Raw genomic sequence first — 19026 nt, forward strand, 5'->3', positions numbered from 1 at the left:
TTGCAACGCAAGATTAATAAATAAGTAGAAGTATTATATCAATATAAAAATCTAATATTCCTATATAAAATGAGTTTAAGAATTATTGTTTTAGCGAAACAGGTCCCGGATACACGAAACGTGGGAAAGGACGCCATGAAGGCGGACGGTACGATCAATCGCGCCGCCTTGCCAGCGATCTTTAACCCGGAAGACCTGAACGCGTTGGAACAAGCGTTACGCTTGAAAGACGCTTACCCCGGGACGACAGTTACGCTGCTGACGATGGGCCCGGGACGTGCCGCCGAAATCATCCGCGAGGGTTTGTATCGTGGTGCTGACGGCGGTTTTTTGTTGACCGACCGTGCGTTTGCCGGAGCCGACACGTTAGCCACATCCTATGCGCTTGCCACGGCTATCAAGAAAATCAACGATTATGATATTATCATCGGTGGTCGCCAAGCGATCGACGGCGACACGGCACAGGTAGGTCCGCAAGTCGCTGAGAAATTGGGACTGACCCAAATTACGTATGCCGAGGAAATCCTGAACGTAGATAAGGAAGCCGGACGTATCACCGTAAAACGTCATATCGACGGAGGTGTCGAGACTGTGGAAGGTCCGCTTCCGATCGTAATCACCGTGAATGGTTCCGCCGCTCCCTGCCGTCCTCGTAACGCGAAGCTGGTACAGAAGTACAAATACGCCATGGGTAAACAGGAACGGAACGCACAACCCGCCTGTCACCAAGATGGAGAACCGACCGTTCGCTACCCGGAATTGTACAAGACCCGCCCGTATCTGAATATTCAGGAATGGAGCGTGGCCGACGTGAATGGAGACTTGGTTCAATGCGGCCTTAGCGGTTCGCCGACAAAGGTAAAAGCGATCCAGAACATCGTCTTCCAAGCCAAGGAAAGCAAGACGATCTCCGGTTCCGACCAAGAAGTAGAGGATTTGATTGTCGAACTGTTAGCTAACCACACCATCGGATAAGATTATGAACAACGTATTTGTATATTGTGAGACAGAAGGCACGAACGTTGCCGATGTAAGTCTTGAGCTTCTGACCAAAGGTCGTAAGCTAGCCAATCAATTAGGCTGCCAACTGGAAGCGATTGTTGCCGGCTCCGGCCTTGAGGGTGTAGAGAAACAAGTATTGCCTTTTGGCGTCGACAAGGTTCATGTGTTCGACGCTCCGGGTTTATTCCCTTATACATCACTTCCTCATTCTTCCATCTTGATTAATTTGTTCAAGGAGGAGAAACCGCAGATCTGCTTAATGGGCGCTACGGTGATCGGTCGCGACTTGGGTCCTCGTGTATCCTCAGCCTTGACAAGCGGCTTGACGGCCGATTGTACCTCTTTGGAGATCGGCTCGCACGAGGATAAAAAAGCGGGTATTACCTATGAGAACTTATTATATCAGATCCGTCCGGCGTTCGGTGGTAACATCGTAGCCACGATCATCAACCCGGAACACCGCCCGCAAATGGCGACCGTTCGTGAGGGCGTGATGAAAAAGGAAGTCCTTGACGAGAACTATAAAGGCGAAGTGATCCGCCACGACGTAGCGAAGTATGTCCCCGAGACAGACTATGTGGTGAAGGTGATCGACCGTCATGTAGAGAAAGCGAAGCACAACCTGAAAGGCGCTCCGATCGTAGTGGCCGGAGGTTATGGCGTAGGCTCCAAGGAGAACTTTAATTTATTGTTCGATTTGGCGAAAGAGCTTCACGCCGAGGTAGGCGCCAGCCGTGCGGCTGTCGATGCCGGTTTCTGCGACCACGACCGTCAGATCGGTCAGACCGGTGTCACGGTGCGTCCGAAATTGTATATCGCTTGCGGTATCTCCGGGCAGATCCAACATATCGCCGGCATGCAAGACGCCGGTATCATCATTTCGATCAATAATGATGAGAATGCCCCGATCAATACGATCGCCGATTACGTAATCAATGGTACGGTAGAAGAGGTGATTCCTAAGATGATTAAGTATTACAAAAAGAACAGTAAGTAAAGATGGCTAATTATTATACAGACATACCGGAACTCAAGTATCACTTGAACAATCCGATGATGGAACGTATTTGCGAGCTGAAGGAACGCGAGTACAGAGACAAGGAAGAGTTCGACTACGCGCCGCAAGATTATGCCGATGCGATAGACTCGTACGATAAGGTGCTGGAGATTACCGGAGAGATCACCGGAGAGATCATCGCCCCTAACGCGGAAGGCGTAGATGCCGAAGGTCCTCACTGCGCGAATGGCCGTGTGGAATATGCTTCCGGCACGAAGCAGAACCTCGACGCGATGGTAAAAGCCGGTTTGAACGGTATGACGATGCCTCGCCGTTTCGGTGGCTTGAACTTCCCGATCACGCCGTACACCATGTGCGCAGAGATCGTAGCGGCGGCTGACGCCGGCTTCGGTAATATCTGGTCATTACAGGATTGTATCGAAACCTTATATGAGTTCGGCAACGAGGATCAGCACAGCCGTTTCATCCCACGTATCTGCGCAGGAGAAACCATGTCTATGGACCTGACCGAGCCGGACGCTGGCTCCGACCTGCAATCCGTGATGCTAAAGGCTACCTTCGACGAGAAAGAGAATTGCTGGCGGTTGAACGGCGTAAAACGATTCATCACGAATGGCGACGCGGATCTTCACCTCGTATTGGCCCGTTCCGAGGAAGGTACCAAGGATGGACGTGGTTTGTCCATGTTTATCTACGACAAACAGGAAGGGGGCGTAAACGTACGCCGTATCGAGAATAAATTGGGAATCCACGGCTCTCCTACTTGCGAATTAGTTTACAAGAACGCGAAAGCAGAGCTTTGTGGCGATCGCAAACTGGGCTTGATCAAATACGTGATGGCCTTGATGAACGGCGCGCGCCTAGGTATCGCCGCACAATCGGTAGGCCTCAGCCAAGCCGCTTACAACGAAGGATTAGCCTACGCCAAAGACCGCAAGCAGTTCGGTAAGGCAATCATCGACTTCCCTGCTGTTTACGACATGCTCGCCATCATGAAAGCGAAGCTGGATGCCGGACGTGCGTTGTTATACCAAACCGCTCGTTACGTTGATATTTACAAGGCACTGGACGACATCGCCCGTGAGCGTAAACTGACTCCGGAAGAGCGTAAGGAACAGAAGCAATACGCCAAATTGGCGGATTCTTTCACCCCGTTGGCAAAAGGTATGAATTCCGAATACGCCAACCAGAATGCCTATGATTGCATCCAAATACACGGAGGTTCCGGTTTTATGATGGAGTATGCTTGCCAACGTATCTACCGCGATGCCCGTATCACCTCCATCTATGAAGGCACGACGCAATTGCAGACCGTAGCGGCCATACGTTACGTGACAAACGGGTCTTACCTGGCTACCATCCGTGAATTCGAGGCGATCCCTTGCTCTGCCGAGATGGAACCGCTGAAGGCTCGTTTAGTAGAGATGGCTAATAAGTTCGAGGCTAGCATGGCGAAAGTAAAAGAGTCTCAAGATCAGGAATTACTCGATTTCGTGGCTCGCCGCTTGATGGAGATGGCCGCTGATATCATCATGGCTCATCTATTGATCCAAGACGCGACGAAAGCGCCGGAGCTGTTCGCTAAGTCCGCGGTTGTTTACACCAATTACGTAGAGGCTGAGATAGAGAAACATCAGGGTTATATCGGACGATTCAACCCAGAAGAATTGATCTCATACAGACAACGATAAACAACTATCATTCCACATAACAAAGAAGGCGAGACTTGATTATCAACCAGATAGAAGTCTCGCTTTCTTTATTTATTACAATGGGCATTATAAGCTCCTTATACTGGGCATTATAAGCCGCTTACGATGGGCATTGTCAGTTGCTTATAATGGGCATTGTAATCTTCCTATATCGCCAAAGTATCCATTGCATACCACCTCGCAAGGAGAGATATCCAAGGAAAGCCATCCATAACGCATGATTTCCCATCGATCGATAAAACAGGTAATAAATAATAAAGAAAGTAGCCGAGGCCACAAGCATCGAGTAAAGCATCTGGCGTGTAGCCGTGGCCCCGATAAAGATACCGTCCCAAAGGAAAGCGGAGAATCCACATAAAGGGATCGCCAATACCCAATAGAAATAATCCCCGGAAGCCTTAATGACCGAGGTATCGTTCGTCAACAGCCCCAGAAAATCCCTCCCCAAAAACGCATAAAGAATCGTGAATGATAAAGAGAGGCCGATTCCCCATAGAAACAATAAACGAATGCATCTACGTAACCCCACATCGTTTTTAGCCCCAATAAACCGGCCGGCTAATGCCTCTCCCGCATAAGCGAAACCATCCATTATATAAGAGAACAAGGTAAACAACTGCATCAACAAGGTATTTACGGCCAATATCACATCCCCTTGTCTCGCACCTGTAGAGGTAAAGAAGGTAGTAACAGCGACCAAGCACAAGGTCCGGAAAAATATATCACTATTGACCGAGAAGAAGCGACGCATCGCCTCCCCACCCCAAAGACCGTCCCAATCGATATACGCTTTCAGACGCCCATAATATTTCAACCAAAGAGCAAACGCCATGAAGAGGCCCGCATATTGGGCGATCAGTGTTCCCAGCGCTACACCTTCCACCTTCATACCCAGCACAAACACGAAACATAGGCTGGCCACAATATTCACGATATTCTGCGTGATAGCGATAAACATCGGGAAACGAGAATTCTGCATACCGATGAACCAACCGGCAAAGCCATATAAACCCAATACGGCCGGCGCTCCCCAAATACAGATATTAAAATAAAGAGAGGCCCATCGCTTCACCTCCTCCGTCGCGTCGATCAAAACAAACGCACCCCTCAGGATCGGGGATTGAAGGATCCAAAGCCCGAGGGAGATCAAAAGCCCTACCCCGACAGCCCGCAGCAAGGTCCGGACGACCTCCGTCAAGTCCCGTTTCCCGTAGGCTTGGGCGGTCATACCACTTGTCCCCATCCGGAGAAAGCCGAATATCCAATAGATCATGTTAAACAGCATCCCGCCCACGGCGATCGCCCCAATGTACGACGCCGATCCCAGATGCCCTACGATCGCCACATCCACCAGGCCCAACAAAGGCACGGTTATATTGGAGACGATAGAAGGTATGGCCAGCTGAAGTATTTTCCGATTCATATCCTATCCTAAATTTATCCTACGCAAGAAATTATAAACGTCACTTGATAATCCGGCACAGAGCGCTGCGCCAAACAAAGATCCCCGCCTTGCCGCACCATCATCTGCCGGGAAAGCGACAAGCCGATACCGGAACCCGTCCTTTTAGTCGTGAAGAAAGGAATAAAAATCTCCCGTTCGATAGCCACCGGAATAGGCGCACCATTGTTGCTGACCCACAACCCCTTCTTCCAACGCACATCCACGGTCGTAGCCCCTGCCTCGCAAGCATTCCGGATCAGGTTAATCAGCACTTGCCGCAACATATTCTGATCCGTACACATCGTAGCAGACAAAGGGATGGAAAGATGCCACTCTAAATCGGGATAAAGAGCCCGGATCCCTTCCATAAAATCATTCAAATAGACCTCTCCGATAACAGGTTCTTGCAGTTCCGCCAGTTTCCGGTAGCTGTCCACGAACAGGGCAAGTCCCCGGCTGGTATCGTGAATGGCACGGATCCCCTCCTCGTAAACCGTCCCGGCAATCGCGGGATGCTCCAGATAGGCCTGGCTGATACTGGCGATAGGCGTAGTGGCATTCATAATCTCATGCGTAAGCACACGGGTCAGCCGTTGCCACGATTCCACCTCATTGCGGGCAAGCAACTGCCCGATGTCCCTGCCCGTCTCGTTAAGGGCCTCTTGCAACGCCCGCTCCCCGAAGAACAGGCCTTTCACAGGAAGACGAAACGTAAATTCTTGGTTACGAATCGCCTCACGCATCAGATGCGCCCGGTCTCTCAACAATACCTGATGGCGGTAGAACCATCCGATAAAGAGAACGACAACGACTCCCAAAGTGCCTATCAACATCATCGCTTTTTTATTTTAGCATACAACGTCTGCCGGGTAATTCCCAACAATTCGGCGGCCCGGCTGATATTGCCGTGGCAACACTCCACCACCTTGCTCACATGTTCCGCCTCGACCTGTTCCAATGGAACCACTTTACGCCCGGCATCAATCGCATCTTTTAAGACACGGATCAGCTCTTGATTATCCCACGGCTTGGCAACAAAGTCTGCCGCCCCCATCTTCAAACCACGCACCGCCAACTTGATATCAGCATATGCCGTCACCAGTACCACCGGGATAGCCGGATGCTTCTTGTGGATCGCCCGAAGCCAAAGCAAGCCGTCTTGTCCGGAGTTTCCCCCTTGCGTGAAGTTCATGTCGAGCAAAATCCCGTCCACCACCTCTTGTGCCAATACCGTAAGAAGCGTGTCGGGAGAAGCGAGTGTCAATACCCTGTCAAACTCACCGGCCAAGCAGATCTTGACCGCCGTAAGAATCGCCGGATTGTCATCTACCACCAATATTGTCCCGTAATTCGCCATATCCGATTCGTTTGTTTTCCTTTATCTCTTTTATCGGGGATAAAGGTACGGAAAAAGGCTGTATGAATATCATACAAGCGGGTGTATGATTTTCATACAAACTACCGCAACCGGGCATCCAAGCCCTTGCCAGATGCCAACCGCTCTATACCTTTGTATCAAAAACAAGCAAAATATGAAATCGTACTTTACCTTTCTCGGCCGCAACAAACTCTACACAGCCATCCAGTTCTTCGGATTAGCTATCGCACTGGGAGTTGTCATCCTTCTGACCTCGTATGCTGACACCGAATTTAATATCGGTAACAATCAATCGTACTCTCACCAATTATATGCTGTCGGCTATGGAGATGGGATCGGTATGACAACCGAGACTGCCCCGGAATTGTTCCCTTCCATTCCGGAAATAAAAGAGTGGACACACCTGATCCATATTGAAGCGGCCGACTTCATGGTAGACAACCAATATTATCAAGTAAACGGCATCGCGGCAGATCCTAATTTTTTCCAGATGCTCAACTATACGCTCATCGGATGCGACCGCAACAAAGCACTGATCGGAACAGACGAGGTCATCCTCTCCGAGCCATTCGCCCACAAAGTATTCGGGAATGAAAATCCGATCGGCCGTACCGTGATGTACTTGAACCAGACACCGCTACGGGTCATTGGGGTTCTCCCGGCTTTCAGCTCGACAGAGCTGTTGAAACCGATAGACATCTTGATTCCTTTCAAACTGGCAGAAAAGGATTATGCATGGATGGACAGTTATGGTTCAACGCAAATACTCATTACGTTGGAAGAAGGGGTAACTCCCGATGTTGTTACCCGTAAACTACTCGATAAGTATAAAGGCTATTGGGAATACTGGAAAGAAGACAACAGCACGAACAGGCTTTTTTGGGGTTCTTCGGTGACACGCATGGACGAGATTTATTTCTCTCCCCTGAACCAATACGGCCCTTTCCGTAAAGGGACACGGAAACAGGTACAAATCTTGTTCTCGTTGGCATTCGTGTTGCTCCTCTCGGCTATCTTCAATTACATCAACCTAACTGTATCGCAAACCAGCAAACGAGCCCATGAAATGGCAACCCGCCGGTTGATGGGTGACTCGGCGGGGCAAATCGTATTGCGCTACCTCGCAGAGTCCGCCATCTTCACAACCGGTTGTTTCATCGGCGGTTGCTTAGTTGCCGTCATCACAAAGCCCTATTTCGAGTACTTGCTCTCCACCCGGATCGCTTTGGTCTCTTCACCGGCGATGGTAGCCTATTCGCTGTTACTATGGGTAGGAATCGCCGGCATATCGGGATTGTTACCAGCCATCATCACCTACAAATACAGTCCGATAGATATCGTAAAAGGAAATTTCCGCATGCACAACAAGCAACTGTTCAGCCGCTTGTTCATCATCGTGCAGAATGTCATCAGCACGGTACTCATCACCTTGGGACTCACCATGGCCTTCCAAATATACCACCTTGCCACCCTGCCGACCGGTTATAATACAGACCTAGTATTCGTCAAGACATGGGACTTGGGACACACCTACGACAAGCAAGTCATCCTCCAGAAACGTTTACAGGCATTACCCCAAGTGACAGAAGTAGCATTGGCACGAAGACTGCCTTTCTTCACTGGTCACGATGGTGTACTGCAATCGGAAGAAGAAGGATACTCGTGGCTCCACCTTTCGGATATGGACAGCGCCACATTCCGGCTGTTGGGCTTCGAAGTGGTAGAACGTTGGTCTGACCCACTGCCCGGCATGGTTTGGGTAACGGAAGAGACTTGCCGTCGTTACCAGCTTTCATCCGGCAGACCCCATTTTGGAAAAAATAGCGACAAGGGCGGCTATCGATACAACGTCTGTGGTGTCATCCGCAACTATCGTTCGCTGGGCGCGTTGAACACACCCCAACCCGATTCGCATGGAGCCGTTATGGTGTTGAACCCACAAGGCTACATCATCCATCAAATCGTCAAGGCACAAGGCGATCGGGCGGAAGCCTTAGCCGCCATCCGCCGCACTTGCAGGGAAGTGTCCAATGAAGTGATCGGGATGCCGAAAGACTTGGAAGCCGATTATATCGACGATTATATGGACAAGGATTTAACCCATGAGAAGAACACGTTGATGCTTGTCCTTTGCTTCATGACCATCTCCATCCTCATCTCTGCCTTGGGACTGCTGGCCATGTCGATAAGCTACACCGAACAGCAAAGCAAACGGATCGCCTTGTGCAAGGTGATGGGAGCCGAGACAAGTGGCGCGGTATGGGAACTTTCCAAACGATTCATGGCACTCTCGTTGCTTGCCGCCTGTTTCGCCCTGCCCATCAGCGTGAAAGCGGTTCAAATCAGTTTAGAGTCGTTCTATAACCGCATCGCCTTCCCGTGGTATCTCATAACTGCGGCAGTTTTGGCAACCATAGCCATCGCTTTCGTGTCAATCATCGGGCAAACCCTAAAAGTCGCCCGCCGTAACCCCATCAAAAGTATCCGGACCGAATAAAAGCAACATTCTATAATAGGTATACATTCTCACAAAAACAAGACAAGTCATGATTCAAATAAAGAACCTCAGCAAAAACTTCCGGACGGAAGAAGTAGAAACCATCGCGCTCAATGGCATAAGCATGGAAGTGAAAAAGGGCGAGTTCATCGCCATCATGGGACCCAGCGGATGCGGCAAATCAACCCTGCTGCATATTCTCGGCCTGCTAGATAACCCGGACGAGGGCAGCTATCTATTAGAAGGCGAAGAGGTGGGACACCTAAAGGAGAAAGACCGTACACGCTATCGCAAGGGACGCATTGGTTTCGTCTTCCAAAGCTTCAATCTCATTGACGAGCTTACAGTCGAGGAAAACGTAGACCTCCAATTGAAATACCTCGGCATCCCCAAGGCTGAGCGCAAACAACAAGTACTCGACATCCTGCGCAAAGTACGCCTCAGCCAACGTGCCAAACATTATCCGCAGCAACTCTCCGGCGGCCAGCAGCAACGTGTCGCCATCGCTCGCGCCGTCGTAGGTAAACCGATGCTGATATTGGCGGACGAACCGACTGGAAACCTCGACTCTAAAAACAGTCTTGAAATTATGAAATTACTCAGTCAACTGAATGCCGAAGGGACTACGATCGTCATGGTGACACACTCGCAACATGATGCGACCTACGCCGACCGTATCATCAATCTCTTCGATGGGCAAATCGTCGACGAGCTGGAAGGAAAACTTTAGCCTCTTCACACAAAAACGAAGGCCGCGGGATTCACATCCGACGGCCTCCTACACTAACCCTTAACTTTAACCAATGAAAAACAATAATCTACTACATTTATTTCAATGCAGCTAAAGCCGCATCGTAATTCGGCTCGGTAGTAATCTCGGGAACAAGTTCCTCATAAACCACCTTACCAGCTCCATCGACCACTATCACGCCACGGGCTAATAACCCTTTCAGCGGACCGTCTACCAGAAGCATCCCGTACTTATCCTCAAAACATGAACACCGGAACACAGACAATGTAATCACCTTATCAATACCTTCCGTAGTACAGAAACGTCCATGCGCAAAAGGTAAATCTTTAGAAACAGCTAATACTACCGTATCCGGATGCGAAGCGGCTTCTTTATTGAAGCGTCTTACCGAGGCCGCACATACACTTGTATCCAAGCTCGGGAAAACATTTATCACCACTTTCTTTCCTTTCAAGTCGCTTAACGACAATTCGGATAAATCACTTTTTACACCCTTGAAGTCCGGAGCCTCTGTCCCAACTTTCGGCAACTCGCCGTTCGTATGAATCTCGTTACCTTTTAATGTTACTTTTGCCATCTTTGTATGTAAATTTAATAGTCTTACTTAAGTTGGCTGCACAAATATAAGCAGCTTTCTGTCGATAAAACAAACGAAAATAAACAATGTTCTTTTATTTAACTCTATTTAACCACTGTTGCAAAATACAGATTACCTATCTTTGACGTCAAAATCAAAAACAGATGGATTGGATTATTATCGGCGGACTTCTTATAATCATCGTGATGCAAATCCTTTTGCGTCCTAAACAGCTAAATAATAACAAAGAAGACCTGGAAAAGTTGCTAAACGAGATACAACACTCGTTCGACCGTATCGAGAAAAACTTTAGGGAAGACTTCCGCCTGAACCGGGAAGAAAGCCGTTTGGTAGCGAAAGATAACCGAGAAGAACTGGCTCATTCCATGAACGAGTTCAGGGAAGCTTTCGAACGTGGTATCGATTCTTTTAACAGGTTGCAGAAAGAGAAATTCGCCGCCTTGGACGAACGCCAGCAGAGATTAGTGGATAACACGGAAAAAAGACTGGAAGAAATCCGAGTCACCGTAGACGAGAAACTTCAAAAGACATTGAACGACCGTATCGGGCAATCTTTCCGTTTAGTCACCGAACAATTAGAAAGTGTACAAAAAGGACTGGGCGAGATGCAAACCTTAGCGCAGGATGTAGGAGGATTAAAACGGGTACTTAGTAATGTTAAGACCCGGGGAAATATCGGGGAGATCCAACTCAGTATGTTATTGGAGCAGTTATTGGCCCCCGAGCAGTACGAGGCGAACGTGCGTACCCGGAAAGGTTCGGACGCTGTCGTTGAATTCGCAGTCAAGCTCCCCGGGCGGGATGATGCCCGAGAATTCGTATACCTTCCCATAGACGCTAAATTTCCGAAAGATGTATACGAACAGCTCCTAGACGCTTACGATGCCGCAGATTCCCAAGCGATCGAGACAGCCGGAAAATTATTGGAGACAACGATCAAGAAGATGGCTAAAGATATTTCGGACAAATATCTGGCGCCTCCCGCCACGACCGATTTCGGCATTATGTTCCTGCCGTTCGAGGGCATTTACGCCGAGGTCGTACGCCGTTCCGCTTTATTGGAGGACTTGCAGCGAAACTACAAGGTAGTCGTAACAGGTCCCACTACCCTAGCGGCCATACTAAACAGTTTACAAATGGGCTTCCGTACATTGGCGATCCAAAAGCACTCAGGGGAGGTATGGACGATCTTAGGGGCCGTGAAAAAAGAATTCGAGAAAGTAGGCGGTATGCTCGAGAAAGCCCAAAAGAACTTGCAAACCGCCAGCGGGCAAATAGAAGAGGTTTTAGGTACCCGTACCCGTGCCATCCAACGTAAACTCAAAGACGTAGATACGCTTAGTGACCGTGAGGCCCGAGCTATCCTTCCCGAGATCGGAATATTAACAGAAGAAGACGAAAAAACAGAATCATGAAAAAGAGACAAATACCCCACACATACGTAATTATCTTTTACATCATCTTATTTTGCGCCATATTGACATGGGTTATTCCCGGTGGGCAATATACGGAAAGTATCAGCCCGGACGGAGAGCGAACCGTTGTATATGAATCCGTGGAAAGCGTACCTCAGACTTGGGAAGTACTCTCCGCCTTTTATAAAGGATTTGTAGACAAGGCGGATATCATTGTCTTTATCCTTATCATCGGTGGTGCATTCTGGATCGTGAACGACAGTAAGGCATTTGATATCGGAACAGTCAGTTTCCTGCGGAAAGCACGCAAAATGGAGAACAACCCTATCCTTCGTAAAATAGGTGTGGACAATTTCTTATTAACTGCTATCATGCTACTTTTCAGCCTATTCGGAGCCGTATTCGGGATGAGTGAGGAAACCATCGCTTTTTGTCTGGTCTTGGTCCCGATGGCGATATCTATGGGGTACGATTCCATAACTGGCGTATGTATGGTTTTTATAGCGGCGGGATTAGGTTTCGCCGGGGCGATTTTAAACCCTTTCACGATCGGTATAGCGCAAGGCTTGGCGGGGATTCCTCTTTTCTCCGGTATCGAGTATCGCATCGTTTGCTGGTGTATTATCAATGCGGTAGGCTTCACATGGATATTGCGTTATGCCGCCAAGGTAAAAAAGAACCCTCAATTGTCTCCAGTCTATGAGGATGATCAATATTGGAGAGATTTGCATAGTACCAATTCCTTGGAAATCGTATACAGAACCCCGAAAGCCGCATGGATCAGTTTCGTCCTATTGACTATCGTACTCGTTATCTTTTCGATCTATTATCCCCAGACATCCTTAAAAATAGGAAATAGCGTAATCAAGGGACTACCCTTAATTCCGATTCTTAGCGTAGCGTTCGTGATCTGCTCGATATTTGCCCTACGGAAAACCGTGCACTTATATATATTGAACCTTTTATTCTTCACGATCTTTTTCTTGATAACAGGCGTAATGGGCTACGGTTGGTATATTATGGAAATAGCGACCTTGTTCTTCGCCTTGGGCATAGCGGCGGGAATTGCCAATGGACGCAATCCGAATGAGCTTGTGAAACTATTTTTAGAGGGCTGCAAGGATATTATGAGCGCCGCCTTAGTCGTTGGCTTGGCTGGAGGTATTATCGTAATCCTGCAAGACGGTAAAGTGATCGATACGATTCTCTTTAACCTAGCGAAAGGGATGGAAGGTTTGGGACAAGTAGCTACGGTCGGGATGATGTACGTTATTCAAACGCTTATCAATCTAGTGATTCCTTCCGGAAGCGCCAAAGCGGCCCTTACCATGCCTATCATGGCCCCATTCTCGGAGTTGATCGGTTTATCCAAGCAAGCCACCGTCATGGCCTTTCAGTTTGGCGATGGCTTCACGAACCTGATAACACCCACGTCCGGGGTCCTGATAGCGGTTCTAGGAGTAAGCCGTATCCCGTATGATAAATGGTTCAAATGGGCATGGAAGTTCATCCTTGTCCTAGTGATCCTTGGATTCCTTTTATTGATCCCGACGGTATTGATCCCGATGAACGGCTTTTAATCAATATAGCTTTGCACCTTCTGTAAAAGGCTTCCGTGGTCCATCACGCCGGAAGAGCGCCATACGATCTCACCTTTCTTGAAGATGATCAAAGTGGGTACAGATTGAATCCTCAACTGTCTGGCAAGTGCCTCGTTCTTATCTACATCAATTTTAAGGACACGCACTTGTCCCGCCAACTCCTTCCCCAATGCCTCGACCGTCGGACTCAACACCTTACACGGGCCGCACCATGTCGCAAAAAAATCCACCAATACAGGTTTATCCCCTTTAATGATATCGTCAAATGTTTCCATCTTATCTACTTTTTAAATATTTACAATCTGTTTAATCTCAAATACAGGAATCCTGCTTAATAGCCCTTATCCCATCAAAAACTAAATTATGAAATTCTATCTCGAAATCTTCTATATAATAACCGATAGATAACACTCAAAGTTTTCCATAAAAGATCAATAAACAACGATCAAAACAAGCAAAAGAAAAAAACGGGTCAGTCCGAAAACCCTGTGGGTATGTTATGTTAATAAGCGAAAGTGAACTATCTTTGCGTTCAAATTAAAATTATTTGTCCAATGCCTTCCAATCGCAACCTACATAAGTTACTACGAGTCATCTTCCCCGAAGTTTTAATGGAGTATTTCGAGATCTCCGGTTGGCATGACGACTCTGTCAAAATTGAAGTTTGGCTTGATGAAAAAAACTACATGGAACGTTCTGATTACAAGAGTGGAACTGTGATTTCACATGGTTTTACTGATGAGAAAGTGATTCAGGACTTTCCTCTGCGTGGCAAACCTGTTTATCTCCACGTAAGACGTCGCCGCTGGTATGACAAAGCTACAGGGGAAACGTTTTCCTATACCTACGATGATCTTACGGCCGAAGGGACGAAACTCACTCCTGAGTTCGTCGCTTTTTTAAAAGAAGAAGATTGAAACTACCGTGGCTAGCATAAGCTCCATAGCAGATGCTTATGGGGTAAAGGGGAAACAGTTAACCTCACAGTACAAGGGGTTTATCAGCGCATACAGACAGTGGGACCAGTTAGATCATGCCTCAGAATATGTCCTGTTCAAACAGAACATAGGTCCTAGCCTTTGTATTGACGAGACTTCTTTGAGCTGCGGAGAATTATATACTGTTGTCACTAACCGTGCGGGACGTGGTGGCAAAGGTACACTTGTGGCCATGATACGTGGCACGAAGTCTGAAGACGTCATAAAGGTGCTTGAAATGATTCATGTCTCCAAGCGCAAGACAGTCAAAGAGGTCACTTTGGACCTTTCGCCGACCATGATGCGGATTGTCCGGACGGCTTTCCCAAACGCCACTATGACAAATGACCGGTTTCATGTACAGAAGCTCTTTTATGAGGCAATTGATGAGCTCAGGATTACTTATCGCTGGATGGCACGGGATTTAGAGAACGATGAAATTCAGCGGTGCAGAGAGCAAGATATAGAGTATGTTCCGTTTCGGTATACCAATGGCGATACCCGTAAGCAGCTGCTGGCAAGGGCTAAGCATGTACTTGTCAAGCATTTTAGTAAATGGACTGAATCCCAAAGAATACGTGCGGAAATCATATTCGAACATTATCCGGAATTGAAATCAGTTTACGACTTAGCCATAGAGTTGACCAATGTGTATAATAAGCACTATAACAAGGATGTGGCACGTGGAAAGCTTGCCTTGTGGTACAATAAAATAGAAAAGCTTGGATACGGATGTTTCAGAACCGTAACAAATACCATGCAGAACTATTATGAGACAATACTAAACTATTTCGTTAACAGGGAAACAAATGCATTTGCAGAATCATTCAATGCAAAAATTAAAGCGTTCAGAGCACAGTTTAGGGGAGTCGGGGATATACCATTCTTTATTTTTAGATTATGTAAACTAACAGGGTAGATTTAACATACCCACAGGGTTTTCGGACTGACCCAAAAAAACTGGCATCTGATTATAACAAAAAAGGGAGACTCTTTTAGAATCTCCCTCGTGATCAGGCTGGGATTCGAACCCAGGACCCACAGCTTAGAAGGCTGTTGCTCTATCCAGCTGAGCTACCTGACCATCCTTATTTTCGTGGTGCAAAGGTAAGGATTTTTCTTTTCCTTGCAAACTTTTAGTACACTTTTTTACATATTGAATTTAGAATGGATAACCAACGGCAAAATGCAAGGCGAAATTATCCTTGAAATTAGGACGGGTTATCGCCCAACGCCTAGACTTTTTCTCCTGAGGATTATAAGCCTTGAAACCTGTATCTAAACGTAGTAGAAAGAAATCAAAGTCCAAACGAAGTCCCAAACCATAGGAAACAGCGATCTCCTTATAAAAACGAGAGAAATCAAAGTTTCCAGCCTTATAGCGTTCATCTGATACATTCCGGGTCCATATGTTTCCGGCATCTATGTAAGCCGCCAATTCAAACTTCCAAAAAAGTTTCGTTCGATATTCCAAGTTCAAATCCAAGCGGATATCCCCCGATTGAAGAGCGAAAGAAGTCGTGCTGTCAACTTCCATACTACCCGGACCTAACTCTCGTACAGACCATCCCCGGACACTATTCGCTCCCCCCGAGAAATAAGCACGCTCAAAAGGTAAATAGTTTGAGTTACCATAAGCCATCCCCACTCCCACTCCTATATGGAAAGCTAACTTGTTACGACTGTCAAGCACGATTCCTTTACTAAAGTCGAAATCCAATTTCACATATTGCGCATATTCCGTACCAAACAACTCATAATAACCGTCATCATTTTTCTTCGCCCCCGTAAGATGCGAAAAGGCACTCAACAAATTCCCTGCGACCTCGACCGACGCACGTAGGGAATGCGTGTTTCTCAAACGATTCTGGGGAGAATAATTACTGAAGGAATAAGTATATCCCGAACTCATGATAAAATGGTTCGTATAGTTATACAACACCATATAATCCGGCAAGCTATTGATAAAGTCCATATTCTTATCCGGCAAATACACATAATTCAAGTCTACAAGCTTAAAGGTATGGCGTGCCTGTGTATTGCCCCGATCTTGCCAAATATAACTCCAACCACCAGATAGAATCGCCCTCGTATACTCCGGACGTTTTTGCAGGTTGTAACTTATTTTCGCTTCAGTTGACGCACGTAGCCGCCTACGAAAATCCGAACTCAAGAACGGGAACAAGAAACGAGGAAACAGCAAGGACCCTTCCGCACCTAACTCCCAGTAATTACCAAAGCCATTCGCCTTATTTCCGGATAACGCCTCGTAAGCCCCTCTCACCCTCGCCGAGAACAGCTCCGATCCTCGGAAGATATTCCTATGCTGATAATTCAAGCTGGAGGCAAACCCATAATCACCCGCCGAGTTAGTACCTTCCAAATCCACTCCCACCGTATTTATCTTCGCAGGAGAAGTGAGAATGTAACAATCCAACTTCATCGTATCCCGCTCCTCTACTTCCGTAAAACGTATATTTACGTTCCTCAAAGCCCTTAGAGAGGCGAACGCTGAATAGGTCTGCTCTATATTCTTCTCACTAAATAATTGCCCCGGACGAATATAAGTACTCCTCCGGAGCACGCTCGGACGGATACTCTTCCCGTTCCGGCCATATACGATATTCACCCCTGCGCTGAGCATCGTATCTGTAGCCATGAAACTAGCGTCCTCTCCTACCCCCATCGGATTATAATCGGTTAAGACCGTTACATCCTTAATATAATACTGACGATGCGGCTGATCCTCTACCGACCCATTGGGCAACACCTTCCGATAAGGTTTCATGGACATATCAAGATCCACGACATTTTGGTTAAAAGAACTATCAGCGATATATCCTAAATAATCCCGATTAAAACCATAATACCCGTTCCAGCGAAGTAAGGTCGTAATACGCTCCCGCTCCTTGTCCAATATATCCCGGTCAAATAAAGTTCCTTCCTTAACTAATTGGTTATACTCTTCCTGTGAGGACCGGAACGCAGAAGCTAAGGGAGAGCGGCGAGGCGCTTTCAGATGTGCCAAACTATCAATTTTCGGATCGGGGAACTTCATCGTGTAATTGCGTATCCTATACGGATCGTTCGCCTTTATATGGTAAGTTACAACCGCTTTCTTATGGCGTGTCGTATCGATCGTCGTTGATACATCCGCATGGACATACCCTTTATTAATGTAAAAACGCTCTAGTTCCATGGCGGACTGTTCCACCAACATCGTATCCAGCACCACGGGAGGCTCACCAATCCTACGTAACTGTTTATTGATCCATTTCTTCTCATTCTTACCAGACCAATCATAGACAAACAACTGCCACTTCATCAGACCAAACACCTTGAAGTTTGGTTGCTGCCTAAGATAAGATTTTAAATCCGCAGACTTATAATCCTTGTTATCCGACACGATCTCCACCTTATCCAGCAAATATTCCCCATCCGGCACAAACTTGGTCGTACTACAAGAGGCTAGCAGTAGTACGATACAGATAAAATAGCATATACGTAGAGATCGATTCATCATTCCAAGCTTTTTACGATCGCGAATGTACTGGAATTTAAAGAATTTACCGTACTTTTGTTTTGTAAAAAGAACTAAGATGCTAAGCAAGACCAAAGTCAAATACATCCGTTCTCTGGAATTAAAGAAATTCCGGAATGAAAATAATGTTTTTGTAGCCGAAGGAAATAAATTGGTAGCCGATATGTTACCGGCCTTTGAATGTGAGTTATTAATAGCCAAGCCATCTTGGATGGCTACACAAGGCGATATTCCGGCCAAGGAGTTATTGGTAGCGGAAAAAGATGATATTCGTAAAGCCAGCTTCCTGAAAAATCCCCAAGATGTACTCGCGATCTTTAAACGCCCCAATTGGGATATAACGGAAATAACGCCGGAAAAGGAGCTTGTTCTCGCATTAGACGGAATCCAAGATCCGGGCAACTTAGGTACGATCATCCGGTTAGCGGACTGGTTCGGTATTTCCCATATCGTATGCAGCAAAGATACCGCCGATGTTTTCAGTCCAAAAACCGTACAAGCCACTATGGGTGCGCTCGCCCACGTAAAAATACATTACACCGATCTGGAAACGTTCTTACAGGCCCAATCTGCCCAAGCCATACCTTTATACGGCACCTTCCTTGGCGGAGAAAACTTATATGAGAAAACCTTATCCGGAAACGGTATCTTGATAATGGGTAATGAAGGAAATGGAATACGTCCCGCCATCGAGGCTTTTGTAAACGAAAAATTGTATATCCCGAACTATCCGGAAGGAAGAGACACCTCAGAGTCTCTCAATGTGGCTATCGCTACAGCCGTGGTCTGTGCCGAGTTTCGCAGACGCCAAGGGAATCCCGCTTAAACGATATATATGGACTGAACAACCCGGCGTAATCTTTTCGGTTAACGCCGGCCAAGATCCCATCACCTGCTTAAAACCAATCGCCGGTTCCGAGGAAAGAACCGGCACCAGCACTCCATCATAAAAAGCGGTTCCAGCTATCTCCTCATTCAACGGGTAAACACCATGAAACACACCATTATCATCCAGTTCGATATAATGCATACGATAAACCTGCTTACACCAAACGTAATGAGCGGCAATTCTTCTCATAAGTACAATAAACA

17 protein-coding genes and 1 tRNA gene are annotated in these 19026 nt (G+C 47.2%); 10 read left to right on the forward strand and 8 right to left on the reverse strand.

Features of this window, described 5'->3' with window-relative positions:
• The first annotated feature begins 69 nt into the window (after positions 1–69).
• Genes ACYIA1_RS08300 through ACYIA1_RS08310 form a run of 3 tightly spaced genes read left to right on the forward strand, consistent with a single transcriptional unit; the run spans position 70 to position 3711 of the window.
• Positions 70–975: an electron transfer flavoprotein subunit beta/FixA family protein gene (locus ACYIA1_RS08300; RefSeq protein ID WP_480334983.1), complete on the forward strand. Its 906-nt coding sequence runs from the start codon at positions 70–72 to the stop codon at positions 973–975.
• Positions 976–979: 4 nt separating this feature from the next.
• Positions 980–1999 carry an electron transfer flavoprotein subunit alpha/FixB family protein gene (locus tag ACYIA1_RS08305; RefSeq protein WP_087346086.1) on the forward strand — a complete coding sequence of 340 codons (1020 nt, stop codon included), beginning with the start codon at positions 980–982 and terminating at the stop codon, positions 1997–1999.
• A gap of 2 nt (positions 2000–2001) precedes the next feature.
• Entirely contained in the window at positions 2002–3711 is a 1710-nt protein-coding gene (locus tag ACYIA1_RS08310; protein ID WP_005865287.1) for an acyl-CoA dehydrogenase family protein, read from the forward strand.
• 136 nt (positions 3712–3847) lie between these two features.
• Here the strand turns inward: ACYIA1_RS08310 and ACYIA1_RS08315 are convergent, their stop codons facing one another.
• Genes ACYIA1_RS08315 through ACYIA1_RS08325 form a run of 3 tightly spaced genes read right to left on the reverse strand, consistent with a single transcriptional unit; the run spans position 3848 to position 6533 of the window.
• Entirely contained in the window at positions 3848–5155 is a 1308-nt protein-coding gene (locus tag ACYIA1_RS08315; RefSeq protein ID WP_480334986.1) for an MATE family efflux transporter, read from the reverse strand.
• Between the two features lie 14 nt (positions 5156–5169).
• On the reverse strand, positions 5170–6012 hold the full coding sequence (locus ACYIA1_RS08320) for a sensor histidine kinase (RefSeq protein ID WP_480334988.1): 843 nt from the start codon (positions 6010–6012) through the stop codon (positions 5170–5172).
• On the reverse strand, positions 6009–6533 hold the full coding sequence (locus ACYIA1_RS08325; protein WP_036613417.1) for a response regulator: 525 nt from the start codon (positions 6531–6533) through the stop codon (positions 6009–6011). The genes ACYIA1_RS08320 and ACYIA1_RS08325 overlap by 4 nt, the downstream gene beginning before the upstream one ends.
• A 175-nt stretch (positions 6534–6708) precedes the next feature.
• On the opposite strand from ACYIA1_RS08325, the gene ACYIA1_RS08330 reads away from it, so the two are divergent.
• Both ACYIA1_RS08330 and ACYIA1_RS08335 read left to right on the forward strand, forming a co-directional pair.
• A complete protein-coding gene (locus ACYIA1_RS08330) occupies positions 6709–9051 on the forward strand; it encodes an ABC transporter permease (protein WP_480334990.1) in 2343 nt (780 codons plus the stop codon).
• A gap of 49 nt (positions 9052–9100) precedes the next feature.
• Entirely contained in the window at positions 9101–9781 is a 681-nt protein-coding gene (locus ACYIA1_RS08335) for an ABC transporter ATP-binding protein (RefSeq protein WP_005865277.1), read from the forward strand.
• 97 nt (positions 9782–9878) lie between these two features.
• Here the strand turns inward: ACYIA1_RS08335 and tpx are convergent, their stop codons facing one another.
• Entirely contained in the window at positions 9879–10379 is a 501-nt protein-coding gene (tpx, locus tag ACYIA1_RS08340) for a thiol peroxidase (protein WP_005865275.1), read from the reverse strand.
• A gap of 164 nt (positions 10380–10543) precedes the next feature.
• Between tpx and ACYIA1_RS08345 the strand changes: the two genes are divergently transcribed.
• Both ACYIA1_RS08345 and ACYIA1_RS08350 read left to right on the forward strand, forming a co-directional pair.
• On the forward strand, positions 10544–11815 hold the full coding sequence (locus ACYIA1_RS08345) for a DNA recombination protein RmuC (RefSeq protein ID WP_048927736.1): 1272 nt from the start codon (positions 10544–10546) through the stop codon (positions 11813–11815).
• Positions 11812–13395 carry a YfcC family protein gene (locus ACYIA1_RS08350; RefSeq protein ID WP_005865271.1) on the forward strand — a complete coding sequence of 528 codons (1584 nt, stop codon included), beginning with the start codon at positions 11812–11814 and terminating at the stop codon, positions 13393–13395. Before ACYIA1_RS08345 ends, ACYIA1_RS08350 begins: the two co-directional genes overlap by 4 nt.
• Here ACYIA1_RS08350 and trxA read toward each other — a convergent pair.
• A complete protein-coding gene (gene trxA, locus ACYIA1_RS08355; RefSeq protein WP_044546266.1) occupies positions 13392–13691 on the reverse strand; it encodes a thioredoxin in 300 nt (99 codons plus the stop codon). The two genes, ACYIA1_RS08350 and trxA, sit on opposite strands and share 4 nt — an antisense overlap.
• 279 nt (positions 13692–13970) lie before the next feature.
• Between trxA and ACYIA1_RS08360 the strand changes: the two genes are divergently transcribed.
• Both ACYIA1_RS08360 and ACYIA1_RS08365 read left to right on the forward strand, forming a co-directional pair.
• Positions 13971–14333 (forward strand): ISAon1 family transposase N-terminal region protein, encoded by a 363-nt coding sequence (locus tag ACYIA1_RS08360; RefSeq protein ID WP_044546025.1) that lies wholly within the window; start codon positions 13971–13973, stop codon positions 14331–14333.
• A 7-nt stretch (positions 14334–14340) separates the two neighbouring features.
• Positions 14341–15312 (forward strand): ISAon1 family transposase, encoded by a 972-nt coding sequence (locus tag ACYIA1_RS08365; RefSeq protein WP_416921281.1) that lies wholly within the window; start codon positions 14341–14343, stop codon positions 15310–15312.
• 91 nt (positions 15313–15403) lie between these two features.
• Here ACYIA1_RS08365 and ACYIA1_RS08370 read toward each other — a convergent pair.
• Positions 15404–15477 (reverse strand) — tRNA-Arg (locus ACYIA1_RS08370).
• A gap of 78 nt (positions 15478–15555) precedes the next feature.
• A complete protein-coding gene (tamL, locus tag ACYIA1_RS08375) occupies positions 15556–17916 on the reverse strand; it encodes a translocation and assembly module lipoprotein TamL (protein WP_005865267.1) in 2361 nt (786 codons plus the stop codon).
• 76 nt (positions 17917–17992) lie between these two features.
• Between tamL and ACYIA1_RS08380 the strand changes: the two genes are divergently transcribed.
• A complete protein-coding gene (locus ACYIA1_RS08380) occupies positions 17993–18760 on the forward strand; it encodes a TrmH family RNA methyltransferase (RefSeq protein WP_057329213.1) in 768 nt (255 codons plus the stop codon).
• Here ACYIA1_RS08380 and ACYIA1_RS08385 read toward each other — a convergent pair.
• A complete protein-coding gene (locus ACYIA1_RS08385) occupies positions 18683–19012 on the reverse strand; it encodes a hypothetical protein (protein WP_224202554.1) in 330 nt (109 codons plus the stop codon). The two genes, ACYIA1_RS08380 and ACYIA1_RS08385, sit on opposite strands and share 78 nt — an antisense overlap.
• Between the last annotated feature and the right edge of the window lie 14 nt (positions 19013–19026).

The organism is Parabacteroides sp. KHUB-02 (assembly GCF_056640955.1).

What these genes read in the sequence shown, in the direction of transcription:
- ACYIA1_RS08320 (WP_480334988.1), bottom strand. Translation starts at nt 6,012, where the DNA reads ATGATGTTGATAGGCACTTTGGGAGTCGTTGTCGTTCTCTTTATCGGA.
- tamL (WP_005865267.1), bottom strand. Translation starts at nt 17,916, where the DNA reads ATGATGAATCGATCTCTACGTATATGCTATTTTATCTGTATCGTACTA.
- ACYIA1_RS08330 (WP_480334990.1), top strand. Translation starts at nt 6,709, where the DNA reads ATGAAATCGTACTTTACCTTTCTCGGCCGCAACAAACTCTACACAGCC.
- ACYIA1_RS08325 (WP_036613417.1), bottom strand. Translation starts at nt 6,533, where the DNA reads ATGGCGAATTACGGGACAATATTGGTGGTAGATGACAATCCGGCGATT.
- ACYIA1_RS08310 (WP_005865287.1), top strand. Translation starts at nt 2,002, where the DNA reads ATGGCTAATTATTATACAGACATACCGGAACTCAAGTATCACTTGAAC.
- ACYIA1_RS08345 (WP_048927736.1), top strand. Translation starts at nt 10,544, where the DNA reads ATGGATTGGATTATTATCGGCGGACTTCTTATAATCATCGTGATGCAA.
- ACYIA1_RS08305 (WP_087346086.1), top strand. Translation starts at nt 980, where the DNA reads ATGAACAACGTATTTGTATATTGTGAGACAGAAGGCACGAACGTTGCC.
- ACYIA1_RS08385 (WP_224202554.1), bottom strand. Translation starts at nt 19,012, where the DNA reads ATGAGAAGAATTGCCGCTCATTACGTTTGGTGTAAGCAGGTTTATCGT.
- ACYIA1_RS08300 (WP_480334983.1), top strand. Translation starts at nt 70, where the DNA reads ATGAGTTTAAGAATTATTGTTTTAGCGAAACAGGTCCCGGATACACGA.
- ACYIA1_RS08360 (WP_044546025.1), top strand. Translation starts at nt 13,971, where the DNA reads ATGCCTTCCAATCGCAACCTACATAAGTTACTACGAGTCATCTTCCCC.
- tpx (WP_005865275.1), bottom strand. Translation starts at nt 10,379, where the DNA reads ATGGCAAAAGTAACATTAAAAGGTAACGAGATTCATACGAACGGCGAG.
- ACYIA1_RS08350 (WP_005865271.1), top strand. Translation starts at nt 11,812, where the DNA reads ATGAAAAAGAGACAAATACCCCACACATACGTAATTATCTTTTACATC.
- ACYIA1_RS08335 (WP_005865277.1), top strand. Translation starts at nt 9,101, where the DNA reads ATGATTCAAATAAAGAACCTCAGCAAAAACTTCCGGACGGAAGAAGTA.
- ACYIA1_RS08315 (WP_480334986.1), bottom strand. Translation starts at nt 5,155, where the DNA reads ATGAATCGGAAAATACTTCAGCTGGCCATACCTTCTATCGTCTCCAAT.
- ACYIA1_RS08380 (WP_057329213.1), top strand. Translation starts at nt 17,993, where the DNA reads ATGCTAAGCAAGACCAAAGTCAAATACATCCGTTCTCTGGAATTAAAG.
- trxA (WP_044546266.1), bottom strand. Translation starts at nt 13,691, where the DNA reads ATGGAAACATTTGACGATATCATTAAAGGGGATAAACCTGTATTGGTG.